The sequence below is a fragment of the Allostreptomyces psammosilenae genome, assembly GCF_013407765.1.
Lineage (GTDB): Bacteria > Actinomycetota > Actinomycetes > Streptomycetales > Streptomycetaceae > Allostreptomyces > Allostreptomyces psammosilenae.
This window is the reverse complement of the sequence record NZ_JACBZD010000001.1, coordinates 4,982,268-5,004,261: the sequence shown is the minus strand read 5'-3', so window position 1 is coordinate 5,004,261 and position 21,994 is coordinate 4,982,268. Positions and strand designations below refer to the sequence as shown.

Sequence of the window (21,994 nt, the reverse complement as noted above, 5' to 3'; positions counted from 1 at the left end):
ACGGGAGGGCCGGCGTTTGATCCGGACGCTATGGTCTTGCGGCAAGATTCCGCAAGAGGTCTGCACGAAGGAAAGACATCTGCTTCGAAACGGCGTCGAAACGCCACCGCCCTCCCCACCGAGGGCCGGTGGGGAGGGCGGCGCGGAACACGGGAGGGGCGGCTACGCGGCCCCCTCACCGAGGTAGGCCTCCCGCACCCGCGGGTCGGCCAGCAGCGTGGCGGCCTCGGCCGACATCACCACCGAACCGGTCTCCAGCACGTAGCCCCGGTCCGCCAGCCGCAGCGCCTGGGTCGCGTTCTGCTCCACCAGCAGCACGGTCGTGCCCTGGCGGTTGATCTCCGCCACGATGTCGAAGATCTGCGCCACGATCAGCGGCGCCAGCCCCATGGACGGCTCGTCCAGCAGCAGCACCCGCGGACGCCCCATCAGCGCGCGGCCGATCGCCAGCATCTGCTGCTCGCCACCGGAGAGCGTCCCCGCCTGCTGGGCACGCCGCTCCGCCAGACGCGGGAACAGCGTGAACACCCGGTCCAGGTCCTCCGTCGGCACCCGCCGGAACCGGTAGGCGCCCATCTGGAGGTTCTCCAGCACCGACATCGCCGGGAACACCCGACGGCCCTCCGGCACGTGCCCGACACCCAGACCCACCACCTGGTGGGCCTTCATCCCGTCGATCCGGCGCCCCTCCAGCACGACGCTGCCGGAGTGCGGCCGCAGCAGGCCGGAGATCGTGCGCAGGGTGGTCGTCTTGCCCGCGCCGTTGGCGCCGAGCAGGGCCACCACCTCGCCCTGGCGGACCGTCACGTCGATGCCGTGCAGCGCCTCGATCGCCCCGTAGCCGACCCGCAGGTCGGAGAGCTCCAGGACCACCGGCCGCTCCCCGGAGGCCGACCCGCCGGCCGCCGCCTGGTCGTCGGGCCGCTTGCGCACCCGGTCGAGCATGCTCATCGCTCCTCCTGACCGGACCGCGCCGCGCCGTCCTCGTCGTCCTGGCCGGCGTCCCCGGTGCCGCCGGCCCGCTCACCGTCGCCACCGTCCCCGCCGGCCGTGCCCGCCTGGTCGGCCTGGTCCGCCTGGTCGGCCGCGGCCTCCTCGGCCCCCGAGGTGCCCAGGTAGGCCTCCACCACCACCGGGTCGCGCTGCACCTCCTCCGGCGCGCCTTGCGCGATCACCCGGCCGAAGTTCAGCACCACCACCCGGTGCGCCACCGACATCACCAGGCGCATGTCGTGCTCGATCAGCAGCACGCCCACGCCCAGCTCGGTGTTGATCCGCCGGATCAGCTCCTCCAGTTCCAGCTTCTCCGTCGCGTTGGTGCCCGCCGCCGGCTCGTCCAGCAGCAGCACCCGCGGCTCGGTGGCCAGCGCCCGGGCGATCTCCAGCCGGCGCTGCTCACCGTAGGAGAGCGAGGAGGCCGCCTCGTTGATCCGCCCGGACAGGCCGACGAACGCCAGCAGCCGCTCGGCCGTGGCGTCGGCCTCCCGCTCCTCACGACGGGCCCGGGGCAGCCCCAGGATCACCGAGATCGGCCCCGAGCGCTGCCGCGTCTCCGCCGCCACCTTGACGTTCTCGTGCGCCGTCAGGGCCCCGAACAGCCGGATGTTCTGGAAGGTGCGGGCCAGGCCCAGCCGGTTCACCGCGTGCGTGGTCTTGCCGATCAGCGCGTGCTCCCGGCCCTGACCGTCGACGAAGGTGATCCGCCCCTCCTGCGGCGTGTACACCCCGGTCAACGAGTTGAACAGCGACGTCTTCCCCGCCCCGTTCGGGCCGATCACCGCCAGCACCTCGCCGGCCGCCATGGACAGGTCCACCGAGTCCAGGCTGGTCAGACCGCCGAACCGGAGGGTCACCCGCTCGGCGCGCAGCACCGTCGGCGCCACCGCGCCACCGGCCTGACCGGGCTTGTCGAGGACCGCGCTCACACCACACCACCCTTCGCCGCGACCTCCGCCTCGCCGCCGGAGACCGCGTCACCACCGACCGACGGATCGAGCAGCTCCCGTCGGCGCCGGCGCGAGGGCAGCAGCCCCTGCGGCCGGTAGATCATCATCAGCACCAGCAGCGCGCCCAGGTACATGAACCGGTCCCGCGGATCCACGTAGTCCCGGAGGAACTGCGGCAGCCAGGCCAGCACCGCCGCGCCCAGGATCACGCCCGGCAGCGAACCCATCCCGCCGAAGATCACGTACGCCAGCACCAGCACCGAGGACAGCAGCGGGAAGTTCTCCGGGTTGATGAACCCCACCTTCGAGGCGTAGACGGTGCCGGCCACGCCCGAGGTGGAGGCGCCGATCGCGAACGCCATCAGCTTGTAGCGCATCGTCGCCACGCCGCTGACCTCCGCGGCCACCTCGTCCTCGCGGATCGCGGCCCAGGCCCGGCCGACCCGCGAGTGCTCCAGCCGGTTGAACGCCACCAGCAGCAGGCCGATCAGCACCGCCAGCAGCCACCAGTACGGCAGCGGATCCAGCTCCCAGGCGTAGTTGATCGGGCCCAGCGACAGCTCGAAGTGCGGGATGCCGGAGGCGCCCCGCGAGCCGCCGGTCACGCCCTCGGCGTTCCGCGCCGCCAGGTAGATGATCTCGTGGAAGCCCAGCGTCACGATGGCCAGGTAGTCACCGCGCAGCCGCAGCGTCGGCGCGCCCAGCACCAGCCCGGCCAGCAGGCAGGTCACGATGGAGATCGGGATGACCAGGAAGGGGTTGAGGGTGACCGGCGGCGCGATCGGCAGGTGGCCGGTCCAGAACGCCGCGCTGTAGGCGCCGATCGCGAAGAACGCCACGAAACCCATGTCCAGCAGGCCGGCCCAGCCGATCACCACGTTCAGGCCGATGGCCAGCAGCACGTACACCGCGATCTGGTCGACCAGCACCTGCTGCCAGAACGTCGACAGGTAGGTGGGCACCACGATGACCGCGACCACCACCACGGCCAGCGCGCCCAGCCGCCAACCGCGCCGGGCGGCCGTGCCGCCGGCCGACCACGGCGCCTGCGACCACGCCCGGGAGGCACCCGCGGTCGCCGACCGCCACCGGCCGCCCAGCCGCTCCCGCAGACCACCGCCGAAGGCGCCCCACACCCACACCAGCGCCAGCAGCCCGAACAGGATCCACGGCCGCGCCCCGGTGAAGGCGGCCCGGATGCCGTACCACAGGTCCTCGCCGTTGCCCTCCGGCCCGGACACCAGGCACAGCAGCACCCACACGGCGAGCAGCGTCCCGGCCCGCCGCAGCTCCGGCGACTCGCCGAAGCCGCCCCTGGGACGGGCGCCGGCGGCGCCCGGATTCGTCGTCACCGCGCTCACGCGGACCTCCCCAACCGCTCGCCCAGGATGCCGGTGGGCCGGAACATCAGCACCAGCACCAGCACCAGGAACGCCGTCACGTCCACCCACGCCGTGCCGAACACGGGGGCGCTGAGGTTCTCCACGATCCCCAGCAGCATCCCGCCGAGCATGGCGCCGCGGATGTTCCCGATGCCTCCCAGCACCGCCGCCGCGAACGCCTTGATGCCGGGCAGGAAGCCCATGGTGTACGTGACGGTGGAGAACATCCCGAACAGGAAACCGGCGACACCGCCCAGCAGGCCGCCGATGATGAAGGTGCGGGCGATCACCGAGTCGATGTTCACGCCCATCAGCGAGGCGGTCTCCGAGTCCTGCGCCACCGCCCGGATGCCGGCACCCATCCGGGTCCGGTTCACCACCAGGTCCAGGACGATCATCATCACGATCGCGGCGCCCAGCATCAGCACCTGCGTGATCCGCACCGGGGTGCCGAAGACCGTGAACAGCACGCCGTTCTCGTACAGCGCCGGGATCGGCACCGGGTTGCGGCCGAACAGCCGGCCGGCCAGGTTGTACAGGAAGAACGAGGCCCCGACGGCGCTGATCAGGAAGATCAGCCGGGGCGCTCCGCGCCTGCGGAGCGGGCGGTAGGCCACGCGTTCCAGGGCGTAGGCGGTGCCGCCGCCGGCCAGCGCCCCGGCCGCGATGCCGAGCACCACGAACAGCACCGAGGCGGCGCCGGACGGCTGCGCGTCGCCCATCAGCGCGCTCAGCACCAGCAGGCCGCCGAAGCCGCCCGCCATGAAGACCTCGCTGTGCGCGAAGTTGATCAGTTGGAGCACGCCGTAGACGAGCGTGTAGCCGATCGCGATCACCGCGTAGACGGCGCCCAGCGTCAGGCCGGGTATGAGGTAGTCCCAGAAGTTCTCGAAGAGGGCCATGCCGTTCTTTCCTGGTTCGGACCCCCGCCGCCGTCCCGGTTCTCGGGCGGGGCGGGGCTGACGTGGCTGACGTGCGGCCCGGGGCGGGGAGGCGCCGACATGGCGGGAGGGAGCGGCGCGGGCTTGATCCCCACCGCTCCCTCCCCGAAGTCCCCACCACGGCCCTTGCGGCGCTGCGCCGCGCCGTCAGCCCTGGGCGACGACCTCGGCGATCGGCCCGAGGTAGGCGAAGGCGCCGTCGCGCACCTCGTAGAGGAAGACGTCGGTGGTCTCGATCTTGCCTGTCTCGTCGAAGGAGAAGGTCTTGGTCAGCCCCTCGTACTGGATGCCGCGCAGGGCCTCCAGGACCGCCTCGCGGGTCGCGCCCTCACCCAGGTCGGCCAGGACGTCGATGATCATCTTGGTGACGTCGTAGGACTCGGCGGAGTAGGTGCCCGGGGCCTGGCCGGCGCTCTCCTCGTAGGCGGTGGCGAAGGCCTGGGTCGACTCGTTGGCGGTGGCGTCGGTGCACGGGCAGGTGGCGAGCCAGCCCTCGGCCGACTCCCCGGCGCCCGCGACGAACTGCGGGTCGTTGGAGCCGTCGGCGGTCATCTTCACGCCCTCGAAGCCCACGTTGTCCAGGGCCTTGGCGAGCAGGGCGGCGTCGGAGTAGTAGCCGGCGAAGTAGAGCGCGTTGGCGCCGGAGTTCTTCGCGGCGGTCGCGGCGGCCGTCCAGTCCGGGGTGCCGGCCGGCACGCCGTCGCGCTCGGTCTCCACGCCGGCGGCGGCGAGCTCCTCCTCCAGCACGGTGGCCAGGCCCACGCCGTACTCGGAGGTGTCGTCGATGATGAAGACCTTCTCCGCCTGGGCCACCTCGGCCAGGTACTCGGCGGCGCCGAAGCCCTGCGAGCTGTCGTTGGGGACGGCCTGCAGGAAGCTGGTGAAGCCCTGCTCGGTCAGGTCCGGGTTGGTCGCGGAGGAGGAGACCGCCGCCAGGTTGGCGCTGCCGTACAGGTTGCCGGCGGCGCGGGTCGGGCCGGAGAAGGCGGGGCCGACGACGGCCACCACGTCCTCGTCGTCGATCAGCGCCTGCGCGGCCGCCGTGGCCTGCTCGGGCAGCCCCTGGTCGTCCGAGGCCACGTACTCCAGCTGGAAGGGGAGGTCACCGCTCTCGTTGGCCTCTTCGATGGCGAGCTCGACACCGTTCTCCATGTTGATGCCCAGCGCGGAGTTCGCGCCGGAGAGCGGCCCCTGGTAACCGATCTTCAGGGTCGAGCCGCCGTCGCCGCCCGAGTCACTGGCACAGGCGCTCAGCACGAGCATGCTCGCCGCGAGCGGGACGGCAATCCTGATCAACTTCCGGTTCAACACGGGAGAACCCCCTGCTAAGGCCCGCCCCCCACCCACCGTTGTGGGGCGGGGAGAGTGAGTGGGCCGGCACTGTTCATCGGCGCCCACAGTGGTCCTGCGGCGTTGGCGGGGAATCTAGGGCGCACGCGGGGGAGCGAACAGCCGATCGAGTGACCTGTGATGAGGTTGTGATCTGCGTCATACACCAGAAACATTCAGGCAATACCCGAGGCGGACGCGCGTAGCGCGCTGACATGCGACGGCAACGCGAAAGGCCGGGCCCACCGAAGCGGAACCCGGCCTTCCAACGTGACAAAGCATCAGATAACGGGGACAATCATCCGCGATCCCCCACAGTGGGACACGAGCGGGACACCGCCGCGCGACGCGCCCGCTACGCCGACTTGCCCTCCTCGATGACCGCCTCGGCCACCGCCCGCATGGTCATCCGGCGGTCCATGGAGGTCTTCTGGATCCAGCGGAAGGCGTCCGGCTCGGAGAGCCCGAACTTGGTCTGCAGCACGCCCTTGGCGCGGTCCACGAGCTTGCGCGCCTCCAGCCGCTCGGTCAGGTCGGCGACCTCGCGCTCCAGGGCGGTCATCTCGGTGAAGCGCGAGACGGCCATCTCGATCGCCGGGACGACGTCGGACTTGCTGAACGGCTTGACCAGGTACGCCATCGCCCCGGCGTCCCGCGCCCGCTCGACCAGTTCGCGCTGCGAGAAGGCGGTCAGCATCAGCACCGGCGCGATGCGCGCGGAGACGATCCGCTCGGCGGCGGTGATGCCGTCCATCACCGGCATCTTCACGTCCAGGATGACGAGGTCCGGCCGGTGCTCCTCGGCGAGCGCGACCGCCGCCTCCCCGTCCCCGGCCTCGCCGACGACGCTGTAGCCCTCCTCCTCCAGCATCTCCTTCAGGTCGAGCCGGATAAGTGCCTCATCCTCGGCGATGACGACACGGGTGGTGTGCCGCGGTGCGGCGTCCTGCTGCTCGTCGACGGTCACGGCGCTCCTCGGTCCGGGCAAGGTTGTGCGAGCAGTAGGGTACCCGTACGGTAAGGTTTGAGATCCGGGAGGGGATCTCGGAACCTTGGAATCGCAGGAAGCCCCGGTACTCCAATCGGTAGAGAGGGCGGTCTCAAACACCGCACAGTGTGGGTTCGAATCCCACCCGGGGCACGCAACCTTCGATTCGAAAGCGGACCAAAGACGGGCCGTTGGCGGCGGAGCGCCCATTTCCCCGGCCATGAGGTCACCCATCCGAGTGACGGACGACTGTTGTCGCTTTCGAGCCGTGTTCGATCTTCCACACTCGCCCCATGTACGACATGGCGACGCGGCAGCGGGCCGTTGCCCTGTATCAATCCGGCATGAGCCTCAGTGAGGTCAGCCGAGCAACCGGGATATCACGCGGGGCGATCCGCTCGTGGTCACTCCCCCGGGTTACCGGGGAGGGGCACGTGATGCTGACCTCCTACAGCCGCCACTGGCCCTGTCTGTTTCCGCAGCACGGTCCGGGTAAAAAGCACGAGCGAGCGATCGTCCTGGAACCGTGGCAGCGCGATATTCTCGCCAACCATCCCTGGGACGTCGTCCGAGGACTGTTCCACTCCGACGGATCACGCGTCACCAACTGGACGACCGCGACCGTGAGCGGCAAAACGAAGCGCTACGAGTACCCGCGGTACTTCCTCACCAACAAGTCGGCGGACATCGTGCGGATTTACTGCGATGCCCTGGATCTCGTCGGGATCTCCTGGAAAGTCGCCGCCAAACGTGACGGCGCCCTGCATGTGTCCATAGCCCGCCGGGAGTCGGTCGCGCTCATGGACGCGCACGTCGGCGCCAAGTTCTGATCCCCCGCCCCGCGGCGGGCGGATGCTCGGCCGCACCCGGAGCACCGCCCGCGTCGTCTTCCCCCGGTTTCTCCCTCCCCTCCCCCGTACGCCGCGTCAGCGGCGCGGAATCGCTACTCCTTCGAGGCCGCCGAGGCGGACTCGCCGATGTGGTGGATGCGCACCATGTTGGTGGTCCCCGCCACCCCGGGCGGCGAGCCGGCCGTGATGACCACCGGGTCGCCCTGGCGGCAGCGGCCGATCTTCAGCAGCTCGTTGTTGACCTGCTCGACCATGGCGTCGGTGTGCTCCACCTTCGGGCCGAGGAAGGTCTCCACGCCCCAGCTGAGGGCCAGCTGGTTGCGCACGGCGGGCTCGTAGGTGAAGGCCAGCACCGGGATCGGGGAGCGGTAGCGGGACAGCCGCCGGGCGGTGTCCCCGGACTGGGTGAAGGCGACCAGGTACTTGGCCTGGAGGAAGTCGCCCATCTCCGCCGCCGCGCGGGCCACCGCGCCGCCCTGGGTGCGGGGCTTGTTGCTCTCGGTCAGCGGGGGCAGGCCCTTGCGCAGGGTGTCCTCCTCGGCGGCCCGGACGATCCGCGCCATCGTCTTGACCGTCTCGATGGCGTGCGCGCCGACGCTGGTCTCCCCGGACAGCATCACCGCGTCGGTGCCGTCGAGCACCGCGTTGGCGACGTCGGAGGCCTCGGCGCGGGTCGGCCGGCTGTTGGTGATCATCGAGTCGAGCATCTGGGTGGCCACGATCACCGGCTTGGCGTTGCGCTTAGCCAGCTTGACCGCGCGCTTCTGCACCAGCGGGACCTGCTCCAGCGGCATCTCCACGCCGAGGTCGCCGCGGGCCACCATGATGCCGTCGAAGGCGAGGACGATCTCCTCGAGGTTCTCCACCGCCTGCGGCTTCTCGATCTTGGCGATGACCGGGACGCGGTAGCCCTCCTCGTCCATGATCCGTCGGACGTCCTCGACGTCGTCGGCGGAGCGGACGAAGGACAGCGCCACGATGTCGACCCGCATCCGCAGCGCCCAGCGCAGGTCCTCGATGTCCTTCTCGGACAGCGCGGGCACGCTGACCGCGACGCCCGGCAGGTTGATGCCCTTGTGGTTGGAGAGCGTGCCGCCCTCCACCACGACGGTGTGCACCCGCGGACCGTCGACGTCGGTGACCTTGAGGGTCACCCGGCCGTCGTCGATCAGGATGCGCTCGCCGATGGTGACGTCGCCGGCGAGGCCCTTGTAGGTCGTGCCGCAGATGGTGCGGTCACCTGCGACGTCCTCGGTGGTGATGGTGAAGGAGTCGCCGCGCTGGACCTCGACGGGGCCGTCGGCGAAGGTCTCCAGGCGGATCTTGGGGCCCTGGAGGTCGGCCAGGATGCCGACCGCCTGGCCGGTCTCGTCGGCCGCCTTGCGGACGCGGTGGTAACGCTCTTCGTGTTCGGAGTGTGAACCATGGCTCAGGTTGAAGCGGGCCACGTTCATGCCGGCGTCGACCAGCGCCTTGATCTGGTCGTAGCTGTCCGTGGCCGGGCCAAGGGTGCACACGATCTTCGCTCTACGCATGGTACGAGCCTAGCCCCTGGGTGATCCCCGTCACCAGGCGTGCGTTGACATGTGGAAAGCATTCGCGTGTACGAGCGATGAACTTTCGTCAGAGCTTGAACGGATGAGCCCGGGCCCCTGCGGAGAGTGATCGGATTCCCCAAAAGTGGGCCGGGGGATCCTGGCGGATGGCCCCTTGACAGCCCCCGCAGCCCGCCGGCTGCCCCACCGTGCCGATTACCGGGCACCAGGAGGCAGCGTTCCGGCCCCACGCGAAACCCTCCTCCCCGGCCCCATACGGAGACCCTCCCCCCGGTCGGTGGCGCGACCGGGGGGAGGGTGCGGCGAGCGGTTCGGTGCCGGGCCGGAGGTCAGCCCTCCGGCGCCTCCTCGGGCAGCGGGTGGGCGGTGAAGACCGCCTCCACCCGGGCGGTGACGGTCTGCCGGACCGGGGTGAGGTCCATCGGCGCCGGCCCGGCCGGCTCGGCCGGCGCCCCGGCGGCACCGCGCGCCATGGCCGGCATCGCCCGGCTCCGCGCCACCGGCGCGACCTCGCTCAGCCCCTCGTCGGCGACCATCACCAGCCCGGCCAGCCGGGTGCCGAGCGCCTCGGCGTAGTCGGCGGCGCGCTGCCGGGCCGCCTGCACGGCCTGCCGGCGGCAGTCGCGGTGCACCGGCGAGGTCGGCCGCAGCGCCCAGAAGGGGCCGGTCAGCCGGACGCCGTCGATGTCGGCCAGCCGGCTGGTGAGCGCGCCGAGGTCGGTGAAGTCGGTGACGGTGATCCGCAGCGTGGCCGTGGCCTGGTGCCCCTTGACCCGCTCGGTGGGGCGGTCGGCGAGCACCGGGTGCGCGGAGACCGGGCCGGACTCGGCGGCCTCGACGGCGTCCGGGTAGTCGTCCAGCACGGACCGGCAGCGCCGCAGGCGCTCGCCGAGCTGGTCCAGGGCCTCGGTGCGGCGGCGGTCCCGGGCGTGCACGGCGACCACCAGCCGGGCCAGCTCCGGATCCACCTCCACGACGGCGACGCCGCGCACCCGGATCTCCGGGGTGGGGGCGGGGGCCGGCGGTTGCGGCGGCGGCAGGAAGGGGCTCGGGCCGGGATGGGTGGCGTGGGCGTGGTGGGTGGCCCGGGCGACCGGGTCGTCCGGGAGCTCCCCGGGGTAGCCGGGTTCGAACGGCACGCGCGGCGGGTGCGGGTGGAGCGGCGGGGTGGCGGGTTCGAAGGGGCCGATGGGCATCGGAACTCCTTGGGGGCGGTGCGGCTGCGGGCGGCTTTCCTTGGCGCTTCCTCCCTTCGAGCCTACGGCGCACCACCGTCACGGGGCCTGGCGTGGCGCCGGCCGCCGGCTCGGTCGGACGCTGGAACGCCGAGGGCCGCCCTCCCCCGGTGGGAAGGGCGGCCCTCGCCTCGTCGTTCGCCCGCGCCTCGAGGCGGTGGGCGGTGGGCGCTACGCGGTGAGCGCCTGGTCGCTGGGCTTGACCGGCGCCGGCAGGTTCCCGGCGCCACCGAGGTAGCGGTCGACGGCGGCGGCCGCGGCGCGGCCCTCCGCGATCGCCCACACGATCAGCGACTGCCCGCGGCCGGCGTCGCCGGTGGCGAACACGCCGTCCACGTTGGTCGAGTAGTCCTCGCCGCGGGCGATGGTGCCGCGCGGGGTCAGCTCCAGGCCGAACTGCTCGACCAGGCCGCCGGTCTCCGGGCCGGAGAAGCCGATGGCCAGGAAGACGAAGTCGGCGGGGATCTCCTGCGGCTGGGCGTCCTCGTCCGGCACGAAGCCGCCGCGCACCCGGGTGCCCTGGACCAGTCGGAGCGCCCGCACCCGGCCGTCCTCGCCGGGGAGGAACTCCACCGTGTTGGAGCGGTAGATGCGCTCGCCGCCCTCCTCGTGGGAGGAGGAGGTCTTCACCTTGAGGGTGTTGGGCCAGGTCGGCCACGGGGTGGACTCCGGGCGCTCCAGCGGCGCCTCGGGGTGCACGTCGATCTGGGTGACCGACGCGGCGCCCTGGCGGTGGGCGGTGCCGATGCAGTCGGAGCCGGTGTCGCCGCCGCCGATGACCACGACGTGCTTGCCGGCCACGTCGATCGGGGAGACGGTGAAGTCGCCCTCGTTGGTCTTGTTGGCGTACGTCAGGTACTCCATGGCGAAGTGGATGCCCGGCAGGTCGCGGCCGGGGGCGTCCACGTCGCGCGGCCGGGTGGCGCCGGTGGCCAGCACCACCGCGTCGTAGCGGTGGCGCAGCTCGGCGGCGGTGATGTCCTCGCCGATCCGCACGCCGGTGCGGAAGCGGGTGCCCTCGGCGCGCATCTGCTCGATGCGCCGGTTGATGTGCCGCTTCTCCAGCTTGAAGTCGGGGATGCCGTAGCGCAGCAGGCCGCCGATCCGGTCGTCGCGCTCGAAGACGGCGACGGTGTGCCCGGCCCGGGTGAGCTGCTGGGCGGCGGCGAGCCCGGCGGGGCCGGAGCCGACGACCGCGACGGTCTTGCCGGAGAGGCGGTCCGGGGGCTGCGGGGTGACCAGGCCGCGCTCCCACGCCTCGTCGATGATGGACAGCTCGACGTTCTTGATGGTGACGGCGGGCTGGCTGATGCCGAGCACGCAGGCGCTCTCGCACGGCGCGGGGCAGGCCCGGCCGGTGAACTCGGGGAAGTTGTTGGTGGCGTGCAGCAGTTCGCTGGCGCCGCGCCAGTCCGAGCGCCACACCCGGTCGTTCCACTCCGGGATGAGGTTGCCGAGCGGACAGCCGTTGTGACAGAAGGGGATGCCGCAGTCCATGCAGCGTCCGGCCTGCTTGCTGATGATCGGCAGCAGGGCGCGCTCCGGGTAGACCTCCCGCCAGTCCTTGATCCGCTCGTCGACGGGACGGGCGGTCGCGTCCTGGCGCGGGGTGTTCAGGAATCCCTTCGGGTCAGCCATGGAGCGCCTCCATCATCTTCTGCGCGGTCTCGTCCTCGGAGAGGCCGGCGCGCTCGGCGGCGTCCTTGACGGCGAGCACGGTCTTGTAGTCGGTGGGGATGATCTTGCTGAACCGGGCGAGGGCTCCGGTCCAGTCGGCCAGGAGCTTCTCGGCGACGGTCGAGCCGGTCTCCTCGTGGTGGCGGCGCACCACGTCGTGGAGCCAGGCGCGGTCGGCGTCGTCGAGCTCCTCGATCCGGACCAGTTCGCCGTTGACGCGGTCGCGGTCGAGGTCGAGGAGGTAGGCGATGCCGCCGGACATGCCGGCCGCGAAGTTGCGTCCGGTGGGGCCAAGGACGACCGCGCGCCCGCCGGTCATGTACTCGCAGCCGTGGTCGCCCACGCCCTCGACGACGGCGGTGGCGCCGGAGTTGCGGACGCAGAACCGCTCGCCGACGATGCCGCGCAGGAAGATCTCGCCGCTGGTGGCGCCGTAGCCGACGACGTTGCCGGCGATGACGTTGGCCTCGGCGTTGCCGTCGACGCCGCCGGTGGCGCGCTCGGGGCGGACCACGAGGCGGCCGCCGGACAGGCCCTTGCCGACGAAGTCGTTGGCGTCGCCCTCCAGGCGCAGGGTGATGCCGCGGGGCACGAAGGCGCCGAACGACTGGCCGGCGGAGCCGGTGAAGGTGACGTCGATGGTGTCGTCGGGCAGGCCGGCGCCGCCGTGGCGCTTGGTGACCTGGTAGCCGAGCATGGCGCCGACCGAGCGGTGGGTGTTGCGGATGCCGAGCTGGATGCGGACCGGGTCGCCGTGGTCGAGGGCGTCGGTGGCGAGCCGGATCAGCTCGTTGTCCAGCGCCTTCTCCAGGCCGTGGTCCTGCGCGGCGGTGTTGCGCAGGGCGGCGCCCTCGGGCAGCTCGGGCCGGTGCAGGATCGGGCCGAGGTCGAGGCCGGAGGCCTTCCAGTGCGCGGTGGCGTCCCGGGTGTCGAGGAGCTCGACGTGACCGACGGCCTCGTCCAGGGAGCGGAAGCCGAGGGCGGCCAGGTACTCGCGGACCTCCTGGGCGACGAACTCGAAGAAGTTCACCACGTACTCGGCCTTGCCGGTGAACCGCTCGCGCAGCACCGGGTTCTGGGTGGCGACGCCGACCGGGCAGGTGTCCAGGTGGCAGACGCGCATCATCACGCAGCCGGAGACGACGAGCGGGGCGGTGGCGAAGCCGAACTCCTCGGCGCCGAGCAGCGCGGCGACGATGACGTCGCGGCCGGTCTTCATCTGGCCGTCGGCCTGCACCACGATGCGGTCGCGCAGCCCGTTGAGCAGCAGCGTCTGCTGGGTCTCGGCGAGGCCGAGCTCCCAGGGGGCGCCGGCGTGCTTGAGGGAGTTCAGCGGGCTGGCGCCGGTGCCGCCGTCGTGGCCGGAGATCAGCACGACGTCGGCGTGGGCCTTGGAGACGCCCGCGGCGACGGTGCCGACGCCGACCGAGGAGACCAGCTTGACGTGGATGCGCGCCTCGGGGTTGGCGTTCTTGAGGTCGTGGATGAGCTGGGCGAGGTCCTCGATGGAGTAGATGTCGTGGTGCGGCGGCGGCGAGATCAGGCCGACGCCGGGGGTGGAGTGCCGGGTGCGGGCCACCCAGGGGTAGACCTTGTTGCCGGGCAGCTGGCCGCCCTCGCCGGGCTTGGCGCCCTGGGCGAGCTTGATCTGGATGTCGTCGGCGTTGACCAGGTACTCGCTGGTGACGCCGAAGCGGCCGGACGCGACCTGCTTGATGGCGCTGCGCCGCTCCGGGTCGTAGAGGCGGTCGGGTTCCTCGCCGCCCTCGCCGGTGTTGGACTTGGCGCCCAGCCGGTTCATGGCGATGGCGAGGGTCTCGTGGGCCTCGCGGGAGATGGAGCCGAAGGACATGGCGCCGGTGGAGAACCGCTTGACGATCGAGGAGACCGGCTCGACCTCGTCGATCGGGACGGGCGGGCGCACGCCCTCGCGCAGCTTGAACAGGCCGCGCAGGGTCATCAGGCGGGACGACTGCTCGTCCACCCGCTGGGTGTACTGCTTGAAGATCTCGTAGCGGCCGGTGCGGGTGGAGTGCTGGAGGCGGAAGACCGACTCCGGGTCGAACAGGTGCGGCTCGCCCTCGCGGCGCCACTGGTACTCGCCGCCGATCTCCAGGCGGCGGTGCGCCGGGGCGATGCCGGTGGGCGGGTAGGCCACGGCGTGCCGGCGGGCGACCTCCTCGGCGATGGTGTCGAGGGTGATGCCGCCGAGCTTGGAGGTGGTGCCGGTGAAGTAGCGGTCGACGAGGTCCTGGTGGAGGCCGATGGCCTCGAAGACCTGGGCGCCCCGGTAGGAGGAGACGGTGGAGATGCCCATCTTGGACATGACCTTGAGCACGCCCTTGCCGAGCGCCTTGATCAGGTTCTTGATGGCGGTCTGCGGCTCTATCTGGGGCAGGTAGGCGCCGTCGCGGACCAGGTCCTCGACGCTCTCCATGGCCAGGTAGGGGTTGATCGCCGCGGCGCCGTAGCCGATGAGCAGGGCGACGTGGTGGACCTCGCGGACGTCGCCGGCCTCGACCACCAGGCCGACCTGGGTGCGGGTCTTCCGCTTGATCAGGTGGTGGTGGACGGCGGAGGTGAGCAGCAGCGAGGGGATGGGGGCGTGCTCGGCGTCCGCGTGGCGGTCGGAGAGCACGATGATCCGGGCGCCGTCGGCGATGGCGGCGTCGGCCTCGGCGCAGATCTCGTCGAGGCGGGCGGCGAGGCCCTGCCCGCCGGTGGTGACCCGGTACAGGCCGGAGAGGGTGACGGCCTTGAGGCCGGGCAGGTTGCCGTCGGCGTTGATGTGGATGAGCTTGGCGAGCTCGTCGTTGTCGATCACCGGGAAGGGCAGCACGACGTTGCGGCAGTGCGCCGGGGAGGCGTCCAGCAGGTTGCCCTCGGGGCCGAGCATGGTCTCCAGGGAGGTGACCATCTCCTCCCGGATGGCGTCCAGCGGCGGGTTGGTGACCTGCGCGAAGAGCTGGGTGAAGTAGTCGAACAGCAGCCGGGGCCGGTCGGAGAGGACGGCGATGGGCGTGTCGGTGCCCATGGCGCCGATCGGCTCGGCGCCGGTGCGGGCCATCGGGGCGAGGAGGACGCGGAGTTCCTCCTCGGTGTAGCCGAAGGTCTGCTGGCGGCGGGTGACCGAGGCGTGGGTGTGCACGATGTGCTCGCGCTCGGGCAGGTCCTCCAGGCGGATCAGGCCGGCGTGCAGCCAGTCGGCGTAGGGCTGGGCGGCGGCCAGCTCGGCCTTGATCTCGTCGTCCTCGACGATGCGGTGCTGGGCGGTGTCGACGAGGAACATGCGTCCGGGCTGGAGGCGGCCCTTGCGGACGACGGTGGCCGGGTCGAGGTCGAGCACGCCGACCTCGGAGGCGAGCACGACGAGGCCGTCGTCGGTGATCCAGTAGCGGCCGGGGCGCAGGCCGTTGCGGTCCAGGACGGCGCCGATCTGGGTGCCGTCGGTGAAGGTGACGCAGGCCGGGCCGTCCCACGGCTCCATGATCGCGGCGTGGAACTGGTAGAAGGCGCGCAGGCCCTCGTCCATGGTGGCGTTGTTCTCCCACGCCTCCGGGATCATCATCAGCACGGCGTGCGGCAGGGAGCGGCCGGACAGGTGCAGGAGCTCCAGGACCTCGTCGAAGGAGGCGGAGTCGGAGGCGTCGGGGGTGCAGATGGGGTTCAGGCGGTCCAGCTCGCCGGCGAAGGCGTCGGTGGCCAGGGTGGACTCGCGGGCGCGCATCCAGTTGCGGTTGCCGCGGACGGTGTTGATCTCACCGTTGTGGGCGACGAACCGGTAGGGGTGGGCGAGCGGCCAGGCCGGGAACGTGTTGGTGGAGAAGCGGGAGTGGACCAGGCCGATGGCGCTGGCGAAGCGCGGGTCGGACAGGTCGGGGAAGAACGGCTCCAGCTGCGCCGTGGTGAGCATGCCCTTGTAGACGATGGTCCGCGAGGACAGCGAGGGGAAGTAGACGTCGGCGTCCCGTTCGGCGCGCTTGCGCAGCACGAAGGCGAGCCGGTCGAGTTCCACCCCGGTGCGGCGGGGGCGCTCACCGTCGGCGGCGTCGGCGACGAAGAGCTGGGCGAAGTGGGGCATGGTGGCGCGGGCGCCGGGGCCGAGCATGTCGGGCACCACGGGCAGGGTGCGCCAGCCGAGGACGGTCAGGCCCTCCTCGCCGGCGATGGCCTCGATGGTGGCGACGGCGGCGTTCCGGTCGGTCTCGTCGACCGGCAGGAAGGCGGTGCCGACGGCGTAGGCGCCGGCCTCGGGCAGCGTGAAGTCGACGACGTCGCGCAGGAAGGCGTCGGGGACCTGGACCAGGATGCCGGCACCGTCACCGGTGTCCGGGTCGGAGCCGGTGGCGCCCCGGTGCTCCAGGTTCTTCAGGACGGTGACCGCCTGCTCCACGATGCGGTGGCTGCGCTCACCGGTGAGGGTGGCGACGAAGCCGACACCGCAGTTGTCGTGTTCGGCGGCGGGGTCGTACAGACCTTGCGGCCGGGGCCGTGCGTCCATGTGCCCACGGCGGGCTCGGAGGGCTCCGTTGTGAGGAGACGCAGAAGGCATCCGGCTCTCCCGTCGTCGTCGTGGCGTGTGGCATGTGCATTCGGGACGACGCTGGCCCTTTGCAGTTTCGTGCAGGTTACATGATGGGCCGCCGTCTCGAAAGATCGGCCCTACGTGTCCGCTATTTGGACACGGGATGCCGCGTCCAGGGGAGTTCGCCGGTCAGGCAGGGGTCCCGGCCTGCGCGTCGGGGCGACTTGATCGCCACCCGTCACCGGCCCTCAGAGCCTTTTCCCAGGGTAGGTCGAGCCGAAACGAGCTGGAACGGGACCGTACGAGATCTATAACACAACAATTCGCTCGGGTAACTCCCACGGTACGCAAGGCCATCGAAAACACCCGGACCCGGGCCCCGATCGGGGCCCGGGTCCGGGTTACAACTGGGAAAGCCGGCGGTGAACGAGCGGGAACCGGCCGATGCGTGTGCGGCCGGGACCGCGCCGGCCGTCAGCTCGGCTGCGTGCTCGCCGAACGCGCGGACGGCTCGGCGGCGCCGCCCGCCTCGCCGGACTTCTTCTCCTTGGCCGACCCGTCGGACTTCTGGCCACTGCCGGCCTGCTCGGCGTCGTCCGCCTCGGCCGCCTCGCCGGTCTCGGCCGCCTCGCCGGTCTCGGCCGCCTCGCCGGTGTCGGCAGGCTCGCCGTCCGCGCCGTCCGACGGCTCCGGTCCGTCCCTGCCGACCAGCGTCTCGGGGGCCTCGCGGCCGGGCCGCCGCCGGGCGGAGAGCACGAAGTACACCACCGCGCCGAGGAAGACCAGCAGCGACGTCCAGTTGTTCAGCCGCAGGCCCAGGATGTGGTACGCGTCGTCGACCCGGAGGTACTCGATCCAGAACCGGCCCACGGTGTAGGCGGCCACGTACAGCGCGAAGGCACGGCCGTGGCCCAGCGTGAACCGCCGGTCGGCCCAGATCACCAGCAGCGCCACGCCCACGCACCACAGCGACTCGTACAGGAACGTCGGGTGGTAGGTGGCCAGCTCGGGCGTGGCCAGCGGCCGGTGCTCCGGGTCGATCTCCAAGGCCCACGGCAGGTCCGTCGGCCGGCCGAAGAGCTCCTGGTTGAACCAGTTGCCCCAGCGGCCGATGGCCTGCGCCAGGGCCAGGCCGGGGGCGACGGCGTCCGCCCAGGCGGGCAGCGGCAGGCCGCGACGGCGGCAGCCGATCCAGGCACCGACCGCGCCCAGCGCGACGGCGCCCCAGATGCCGAGGCCGCCCTCCCACACGTAGAGGGCCCGGATCGGTTCGCGGCCCTCACCGAAGTAGAGCTCGTAGCTGGTCACCACGTGGTAGAGGCGGCCGCCGACCAGTCCGAACGGCACCGCCCACAGGGCCACGTCGGCCACCGTGCCGGCCGTGCCACCGCGGGCGATCCACCGCCGGTTGCCCAGCCACACGGCTACGCCCACGCCGATGATGATGCAGATCGCGTAGGCGCGCAGCGGGAAGGGGCCCAGGTACCACACGCCTTCGGCGGGGCTGGGGATGTAGGCGAGTTCCATGCTGTCGTCCGGCCGTGCGGCCGAATACCTCCCTGACTGTGAGGGGCGGGTCGCACCCGGCCCGCCCAACCGTGGGCGGCCCGTGGCTGGCGACTCTACCGGGCCGGGGCGGCCGCCGGCCGCCCCGGGCGGGAGCCGGCGGGCACCCGGGCGGGGCCCGTCAGGCGCCCGCCTTCTCCCGCACGCGCTCCTCCAGGGACTCGGGGGTGAGCCCGCCGAGGCCGAGCTGCTCGCCGTCCAGCAGGACCGTGGGGGTGGAGTTGTAGCCGGACTTGTCGAACTCCTCCTGCGAGGCGGTCACCCATTCGGCGTACCTGCCTCCGGTCACGCACTCCCGGAACTCGTCGGTGACCAGGCCGTCCACCTGGCCGGCGAGCTCGATCAGGTGCTCGTTGTCGCCGAAGGCGTCGTCCGTCTCGGCCGGCTGGTTGGCGTAGAGGACGTCGTGGTACTCCCGGAAGTGGCCGGCCTCCTGGGCGCAGGCGGCGGCGTTGGCGGCCCGCTTGGAGCCGTTGCCCGGCACGTTCCGGTCGATGAACGAGGCCAGGTGGTACTCGACCCGCAGCAGCCCCTCGTCCTGCAGGGCGTTGACGGTCTCCGCGAAGGTCCCCTCGAAGTTGGCGCAGGCCGGGCAGCGGAAGTCCTCGTAGACCGTGAGGGTGGCCGGGGCGCCCTCGGGACCGACCGGGATGACCGTCCGCTCCTCGCCGACGGCCCCGGGCGGGGTGGCCACCGGCCCGTCCGGGGTGGACCGGATGTTCTGCACCACGACGCCGACCACGCCTGCCACCACCAGCACGCCCACCACGGCCCCGACGGTGAGCAGCCGCTTGCGGCGCTCCTCGCGCCGCGCCTGCCGCTGCCGCTCCTCGATCATGCGCTCACGGGCGGTGCGCTTGCCGTCGCGGTTCTTCTGACTCATCTCTGTGCTCACCGTTGGGATCCAGCTTCATCGAGTGCGGGCGGTCTCGCGCCCGTCGTGCGGAGGGGGAACGGGATGCGTCGGCAGCAGGCCGGCGGCGGGGGCGGGGGCGGGGGCGTCCGACTCCGGCCGCCGGTCCTGGTCCGGCTCCGAGCCCGGCTGCTCCTTCGAGGCCGGCTGCTCGTCCGGGACCGGCTCCGAGGCCGCCGCCTCGGAGTCCGGCTCCGAGTCCGAGTCCGAGTCCGGGTCCGGGTCCGCCTGCCGGCGCGGTTCCAGGGCGCCGTCCAGCGCCAGCCGGCTGCCCGGCCGGACGATCAGCCAGCCGGCGAGCAGCAGGAAGCCGAGGTCACGCAGGATCTCCTCCAGGTACCTGGTCTCGGAGGCGTGCACCTCGCCCCCGCCGCCGAAGCAGCCGCAGTCGATGGTCAGGCCCCGCGCCCACGCCTGGCTGATGCCGGCGACGAAGACCAGCAGCAGCCCCGCGGAGACGACGGCGGCCAGCCGGGTCCCCAGGCCGAGCAGCAGCAGCAGGGCCAGGCCCAGCTCGACGAACGGGAGCCCGTGGCCGATCGGCTCGACCAGCGGCTCGGGGAGCACCCGGAACACCCGGACCGCCTGGGCGGCCTCCGCCGGGTCGGAGACCTTGGCGAGCCCGGCCCATCCCCACACCACCACCAGCCCCAGCCGGACCACGGTGCCGATCCAGTCCCTCCAGCCTCGGGCGGAGGAACGCGGTGTCTTGCTCATGTCGGGACCCCCAAGGGCTCTGGCGGTGTCGTCGATCGCTGTCCGATGCCGTCGCGCATCCACGCCACCGCCCACGGGTCGCCGGGAGAGAACGCTCCGTGGTGGCGGCGCTACCCGGAACAACGACGCAGGCACGCAAAAGGGGCGGGTGGCCGGCGATCTCTCGCCCGCCACCCGCCCCGGGGTGTCCTCGGTCCGCTCCTCGCGCACCGCCCGGCCGCGCCGGGAGGGGTCCGCCCGGCGCGGCGCCCGCGCCGGTCAGCCGCCCGCGCGCACTCCGGCGGCCAGCTCCCGGGCGAGTCGCTCGACGGCCTCCAGCCCCGCCTCGGTGTCCGCCGCGTCCAGCACGCGCTGCACGAAGGCGGAGCCGACGATGACCCCGTCCGCGTAGCGGGCCACCTCGGCCGCCTGGGCTCCCGTGGAGACCCCCAGGCCGACGCAGACGGGAAGGTCGGTGTGGCGGCGTATCCGCTCCACCAGGTCCGCCGCGTGCTCGCCGACCTGCTCCCGGGATCCGGTGACGCCCATCACCGACGCCGCGTACAGGAAGCCGCTGCCCGCCGCGGTGATCCTGGCCAGCCGCTCGTCGCGGTTGCTGGGCGCCACCACGAAGACGGTCTGCAGACCGTGCTTCTCGGCGACCTCGCGCCACAGCTCGGAGGACTCCACCGGCAGGTCCGGCAGGATGCAACCGGCACCGCCGGCCTCGGCCAGCTCGGCGGCGAACCGCTCCGGCCCGTAGCGGTCGATCGGGTTCCAGTAGGTCATCACCAGCGTGGGGACGCCGTCCCCGGCCAGCTCCCGGACGGTCCGCATCACGTCGGCGATCCGGGTGCCGCCGCGCAGCGCGACGTCCACCCCGGCCTGGATGGTCGGGCCGTCCAGCACCGGGTCGCTGTAGGGCAGGCCGACCTCGATGACGTCGCAGCCGCCGGCGACCATCCGGCGCATGGCCTCGATGCCGCCCTCGACGCTGGGGAAGCCGGCCGGCAGGTAGCCGATCAGGGCGGCCCGTCCCTCGTTCCTGGCGGTGGCCAGGGCGGCGTCCAGGGCGCCACCGTTCCCCGTCGCTGTTGCCATCACGTTCACTTCCCTGCCTCGTCGGAACCGGGCAGCAGCCCGAACCAGCGCGCCGCCGTGTCCATGTCCTTGTCCCCGCGACCGGAGAGGTTGACCAGGATCAGGCCGTCCTCGCCGAGCTCCTTGCCGAGCTGGAGCGCGCCGGCGACGGCGTGGGCGCTTTCGATGGCCGGGATGATGCCCTCCGTGCGGGAGAGCAGCAACAGCGCGTCCATGGCCTCCCGGTCGGTGACCGGCCGGTACTCGCCGCGGCCGGTCTGCCGGAGCCAGGAGTGCTCCGGGCCGACGCCCGGGTAGTCCAGGCCGGCCGAGATGGAGTGCGTCTCGATGGTCTGACCCTCGGCGTCCTGCAGCAGGTAGGAGCGGGAGCCGTGCAGGATCCCGGGCTCGCCGGCGGTCAGCGTGGCCGCGTGGCGCCCGGTGGCCACGCCGTCGCCGGCCGCCTCCAGGCCCACCAGCCGGACCCCCTCGTCCGGGATGAACGCGTGGAACAGGCCGATGGCGTTGGAGCCGCCGCCGACGCAGGCGGCGACGGCGTCCGGCAGCCGCCCGGCGCGGGCCAGGATCTGCTCGCGGGCCTCGATGCCGATCACCCGATGGAAGTCGCGGACCATCGCCGGGAACGGGTGCGGGCCGGCGACGGTGCCGAACAGGTAGTGGGTGGAGTCGACGTTGGCGACCCAGTCCCGGAACGCCTCGTTGATCGCGTCCTTCAGGGTGCGGCTGCCCGTCCGCACCGGGACCACCTCGGCGCCGAGCATCCGCATGCGGGCGACGTTCAGCGCCTGCCGGCGGGTGTCCTCCTCGCCCATGTAGACGGTGCAGTCCAGGCCGAACAGGGCGCAGGCGGTGGCGGTGGCCACGCCGTGCTGGCCCGCGCCGGTCTCGGCGATGACCCGGGTCTTGCCCATCCGGCGGGTGAGCAGCGCCTGGCCCAGCACGTTGTTGATCTTGTGGGAGCCGGTGTGGTTGAGGTCCTCGCGCTTGAGGAAGATCCGCGCCCCGCCGGCGTGCCTGGCCAGCCGCGGCACCTCGGTGAGCGGGCTGGGCCGCCCGGTGTAGTCGGTGAGCAGGGCCTTCAGCTCGTCCTGGAAGGCCGGGTCCTTCTTGGCCCGCTCGTACTCGGCGGCGACCTGCTCGATGGCGGCGACCAGGGCCTCGGGCACGAACCGGCCGCCGAACTCGCCGAACCAGCCGTCGGCGTCGGGCAGCTCCGGACCGGAGGCGGAGGGTTCCGTGGGGTCAGTGGACATGGTGATGGTGGAAGTCCCGTTCCGTGAGTGGTGAA

16 protein-coding genes and 1 tRNA gene are annotated in these 21,994 nt (G+C 72.2%); 2 read left to right on the top strand and 15 right to left on the bottom strand.

From position 1 onward, the window contains the following. Positions 1 to 162: 162 nt before the first annotated feature. From FHU37_RS20710 to FHU37_RS20685, 6 genes are all read right to left on the bottom strand, one after another. On the bottom strand, positions 163 to 951 hold the full coding sequence (locus FHU37_RS20710) for an ABC transporter ATP-binding protein (protein ID WP_376773981.1): 789 nt from the start codon (positions 949 to 951) through the stop codon (positions 163 to 165). Further along, a complete protein-coding gene (locus FHU37_RS20705) occupies positions 948 to 1,925 on the bottom strand; it encodes an ABC transporter ATP-binding protein (RefSeq protein ID WP_312892689.1) in 978 nt (325 codons plus the stop codon). Before FHU37_RS20705 ends, FHU37_RS20710 begins: the two co-directional genes overlap by 4 nt. Then, positions 1,922 to 3,307, bottom strand: coding sequence for a branched-chain amino acid ABC transporter permease (locus FHU37_RS20700; protein ID WP_179815629.1), 1,386 nt, complete (start codon positions 3,305 to 3,307; stop codon positions 1,922 to 1,924). The genes FHU37_RS20705 and FHU37_RS20700 overlap by 4 nt, the downstream gene beginning before the upstream one ends. Then, entirely contained in the window at positions 3,304 to 4,230 is a 927-nt protein-coding gene (locus tag FHU37_RS20695; RefSeq protein WP_179815628.1) for a branched-chain amino acid ABC transporter permease, read from the bottom strand. The genes FHU37_RS20700 and FHU37_RS20695 overlap by 4 nt, the downstream gene beginning before the upstream one ends. 186 nt (positions 4,231 to 4,416) lie before the next feature. Then, positions 4,417 to 5,565 carry a branched-chain amino acid ABC transporter substrate-binding protein gene (locus FHU37_RS20690; RefSeq protein WP_246450028.1) on the bottom strand — a complete coding sequence of 383 codons (1,149 nt, stop codon included), beginning with the start codon at positions 5,563 to 5,565 and terminating at the stop codon, positions 4,417 to 4,419. A 388-nt stretch (positions 5,566 to 5,953) separates the two neighbouring features. After that, the gene (locus FHU37_RS20685; protein ID WP_179815626.1) at positions 5,954 to 6,565 is read right to left on the bottom strand and encodes an ANTAR domain-containing response regulator; all 612 of its coding nucleotides are present in this window, start codon (positions 6,563 to 6,565) and stop codon (positions 5,954 to 5,956) included. A gap of 100 nt (positions 6,566 to 6,665) precedes the next feature. Here FHU37_RS20685 and FHU37_RS20680 point away from each other — a divergent pair. Together FHU37_RS20680 and FHU37_RS20675 are read left to right on the top strand one after the other, a co-directional pair. Next, positions 6,666 to 6,739 (top strand) — tRNA-Leu (locus tag FHU37_RS20680). A gap of 140 nt (positions 6,740 to 6,879) precedes the next feature. Further along, positions 6,880 to 7,416, top strand: a complete 537-nt coding sequence (locus tag FHU37_RS20675; RefSeq protein ID WP_179815625.1) for a helix-turn-helix domain-containing protein — start codon at positions 6,880 to 6,882, stop codon at positions 7,414 to 7,416. Positions 7,417 to 7,529: 113 nt separating this feature from the next. On the opposite strand, the gene pyk is transcribed toward FHU37_RS20675, so the two are convergent. The 9 genes from pyk to trpB form a co-directional block, all read right to left on the bottom strand. After that, positions 7,530 to 8,972 carry a pyruvate kinase gene (gene pyk / locus FHU37_RS20670; protein ID WP_179815624.1) on the bottom strand — a complete coding sequence of 481 codons (1,443 nt, stop codon included), beginning with the start codon at positions 8,970 to 8,972 and terminating at the stop codon, positions 7,530 to 7,532. A 350-nt stretch (positions 8,973 to 9,322) separates the two neighbouring features. After that, on the bottom strand, positions 9,323 to 10,189 hold the full coding sequence (locus FHU37_RS20665; RefSeq protein WP_218904093.1) for an SIMPL domain-containing protein: 867 nt from the start codon (positions 10,187 to 10,189) through the stop codon (positions 9,323 to 9,325). 210 nt (positions 10,190 to 10,399) lie between these two features. Next, positions 10,400 to 11,866, bottom strand: a complete 1,467-nt coding sequence (locus FHU37_RS20660) for a glutamate synthase subunit beta (RefSeq protein ID WP_179815623.1) — start codon at positions 11,864 to 11,866, stop codon at positions 10,400 to 10,402. Then, positions 11,859 to 16,457 carry a glutamate synthase large subunit gene (gltB, locus tag FHU37_RS20655; protein WP_376773980.1) on the bottom strand — a complete coding sequence of 1,533 codons (4,599 nt, stop codon included), beginning with the start codon at positions 16,455 to 16,457 and terminating at the stop codon, positions 11,859 to 11,861. Before gltB ends, FHU37_RS20660 begins: the two co-directional genes overlap by 8 nt. Before the next feature lie 447 nt (positions 16,458 to 16,904). Further along, the gene (lgt, locus tag FHU37_RS20650) at positions 16,905 to 17,957 is read right to left on the bottom strand and encodes a prolipoprotein diacylglyceryl transferase (RefSeq protein WP_179815621.1); all 1,053 of its coding nucleotides are present in this window, start codon (positions 17,955 to 17,957) and stop codon (positions 16,905 to 16,907) included. 160 nt (positions 17,958 to 18,117) lie between these two features. Further along, positions 18,118 to 18,879: a DsbA family protein gene (locus FHU37_RS20645; RefSeq protein WP_179815620.1), complete on the bottom strand. Its 762-nt coding sequence runs from the start codon at positions 18,877 to 18,879 to the stop codon at positions 18,118 to 18,120. Between the two features lie 27 nt (positions 18,880 to 18,906). Then, on the bottom strand, positions 18,907 to 19,626 hold the full coding sequence (locus tag FHU37_RS20640) for a MauE/DoxX family redox-associated membrane protein (RefSeq protein ID WP_179815619.1): 720 nt from the start codon (positions 19,624 to 19,626) through the stop codon (positions 18,907 to 18,909). Positions 19,627 to 19,884: 258 nt separating this feature from the next. Then, positions 19,885 to 20,706 (bottom strand): tryptophan synthase subunit alpha, encoded by an 822-nt coding sequence (gene trpA / locus FHU37_RS20635; RefSeq protein WP_179815618.1) that lies wholly within the window; start codon positions 20,704 to 20,706, stop codon positions 19,885 to 19,887. Between the two features lie 5 nt (positions 20,707 to 20,711). Beyond that, positions 20,712 to 21,959 carry a tryptophan synthase subunit beta gene (gene trpB / locus FHU37_RS20630; protein ID WP_179815617.1) on the bottom strand — a complete coding sequence of 416 codons (1,248 nt, stop codon included), beginning with the start codon at positions 21,957 to 21,959 and terminating at the stop codon, positions 20,712 to 20,714. Positions 21,960 to 21,994 lie beyond the last annotated feature (35 nt).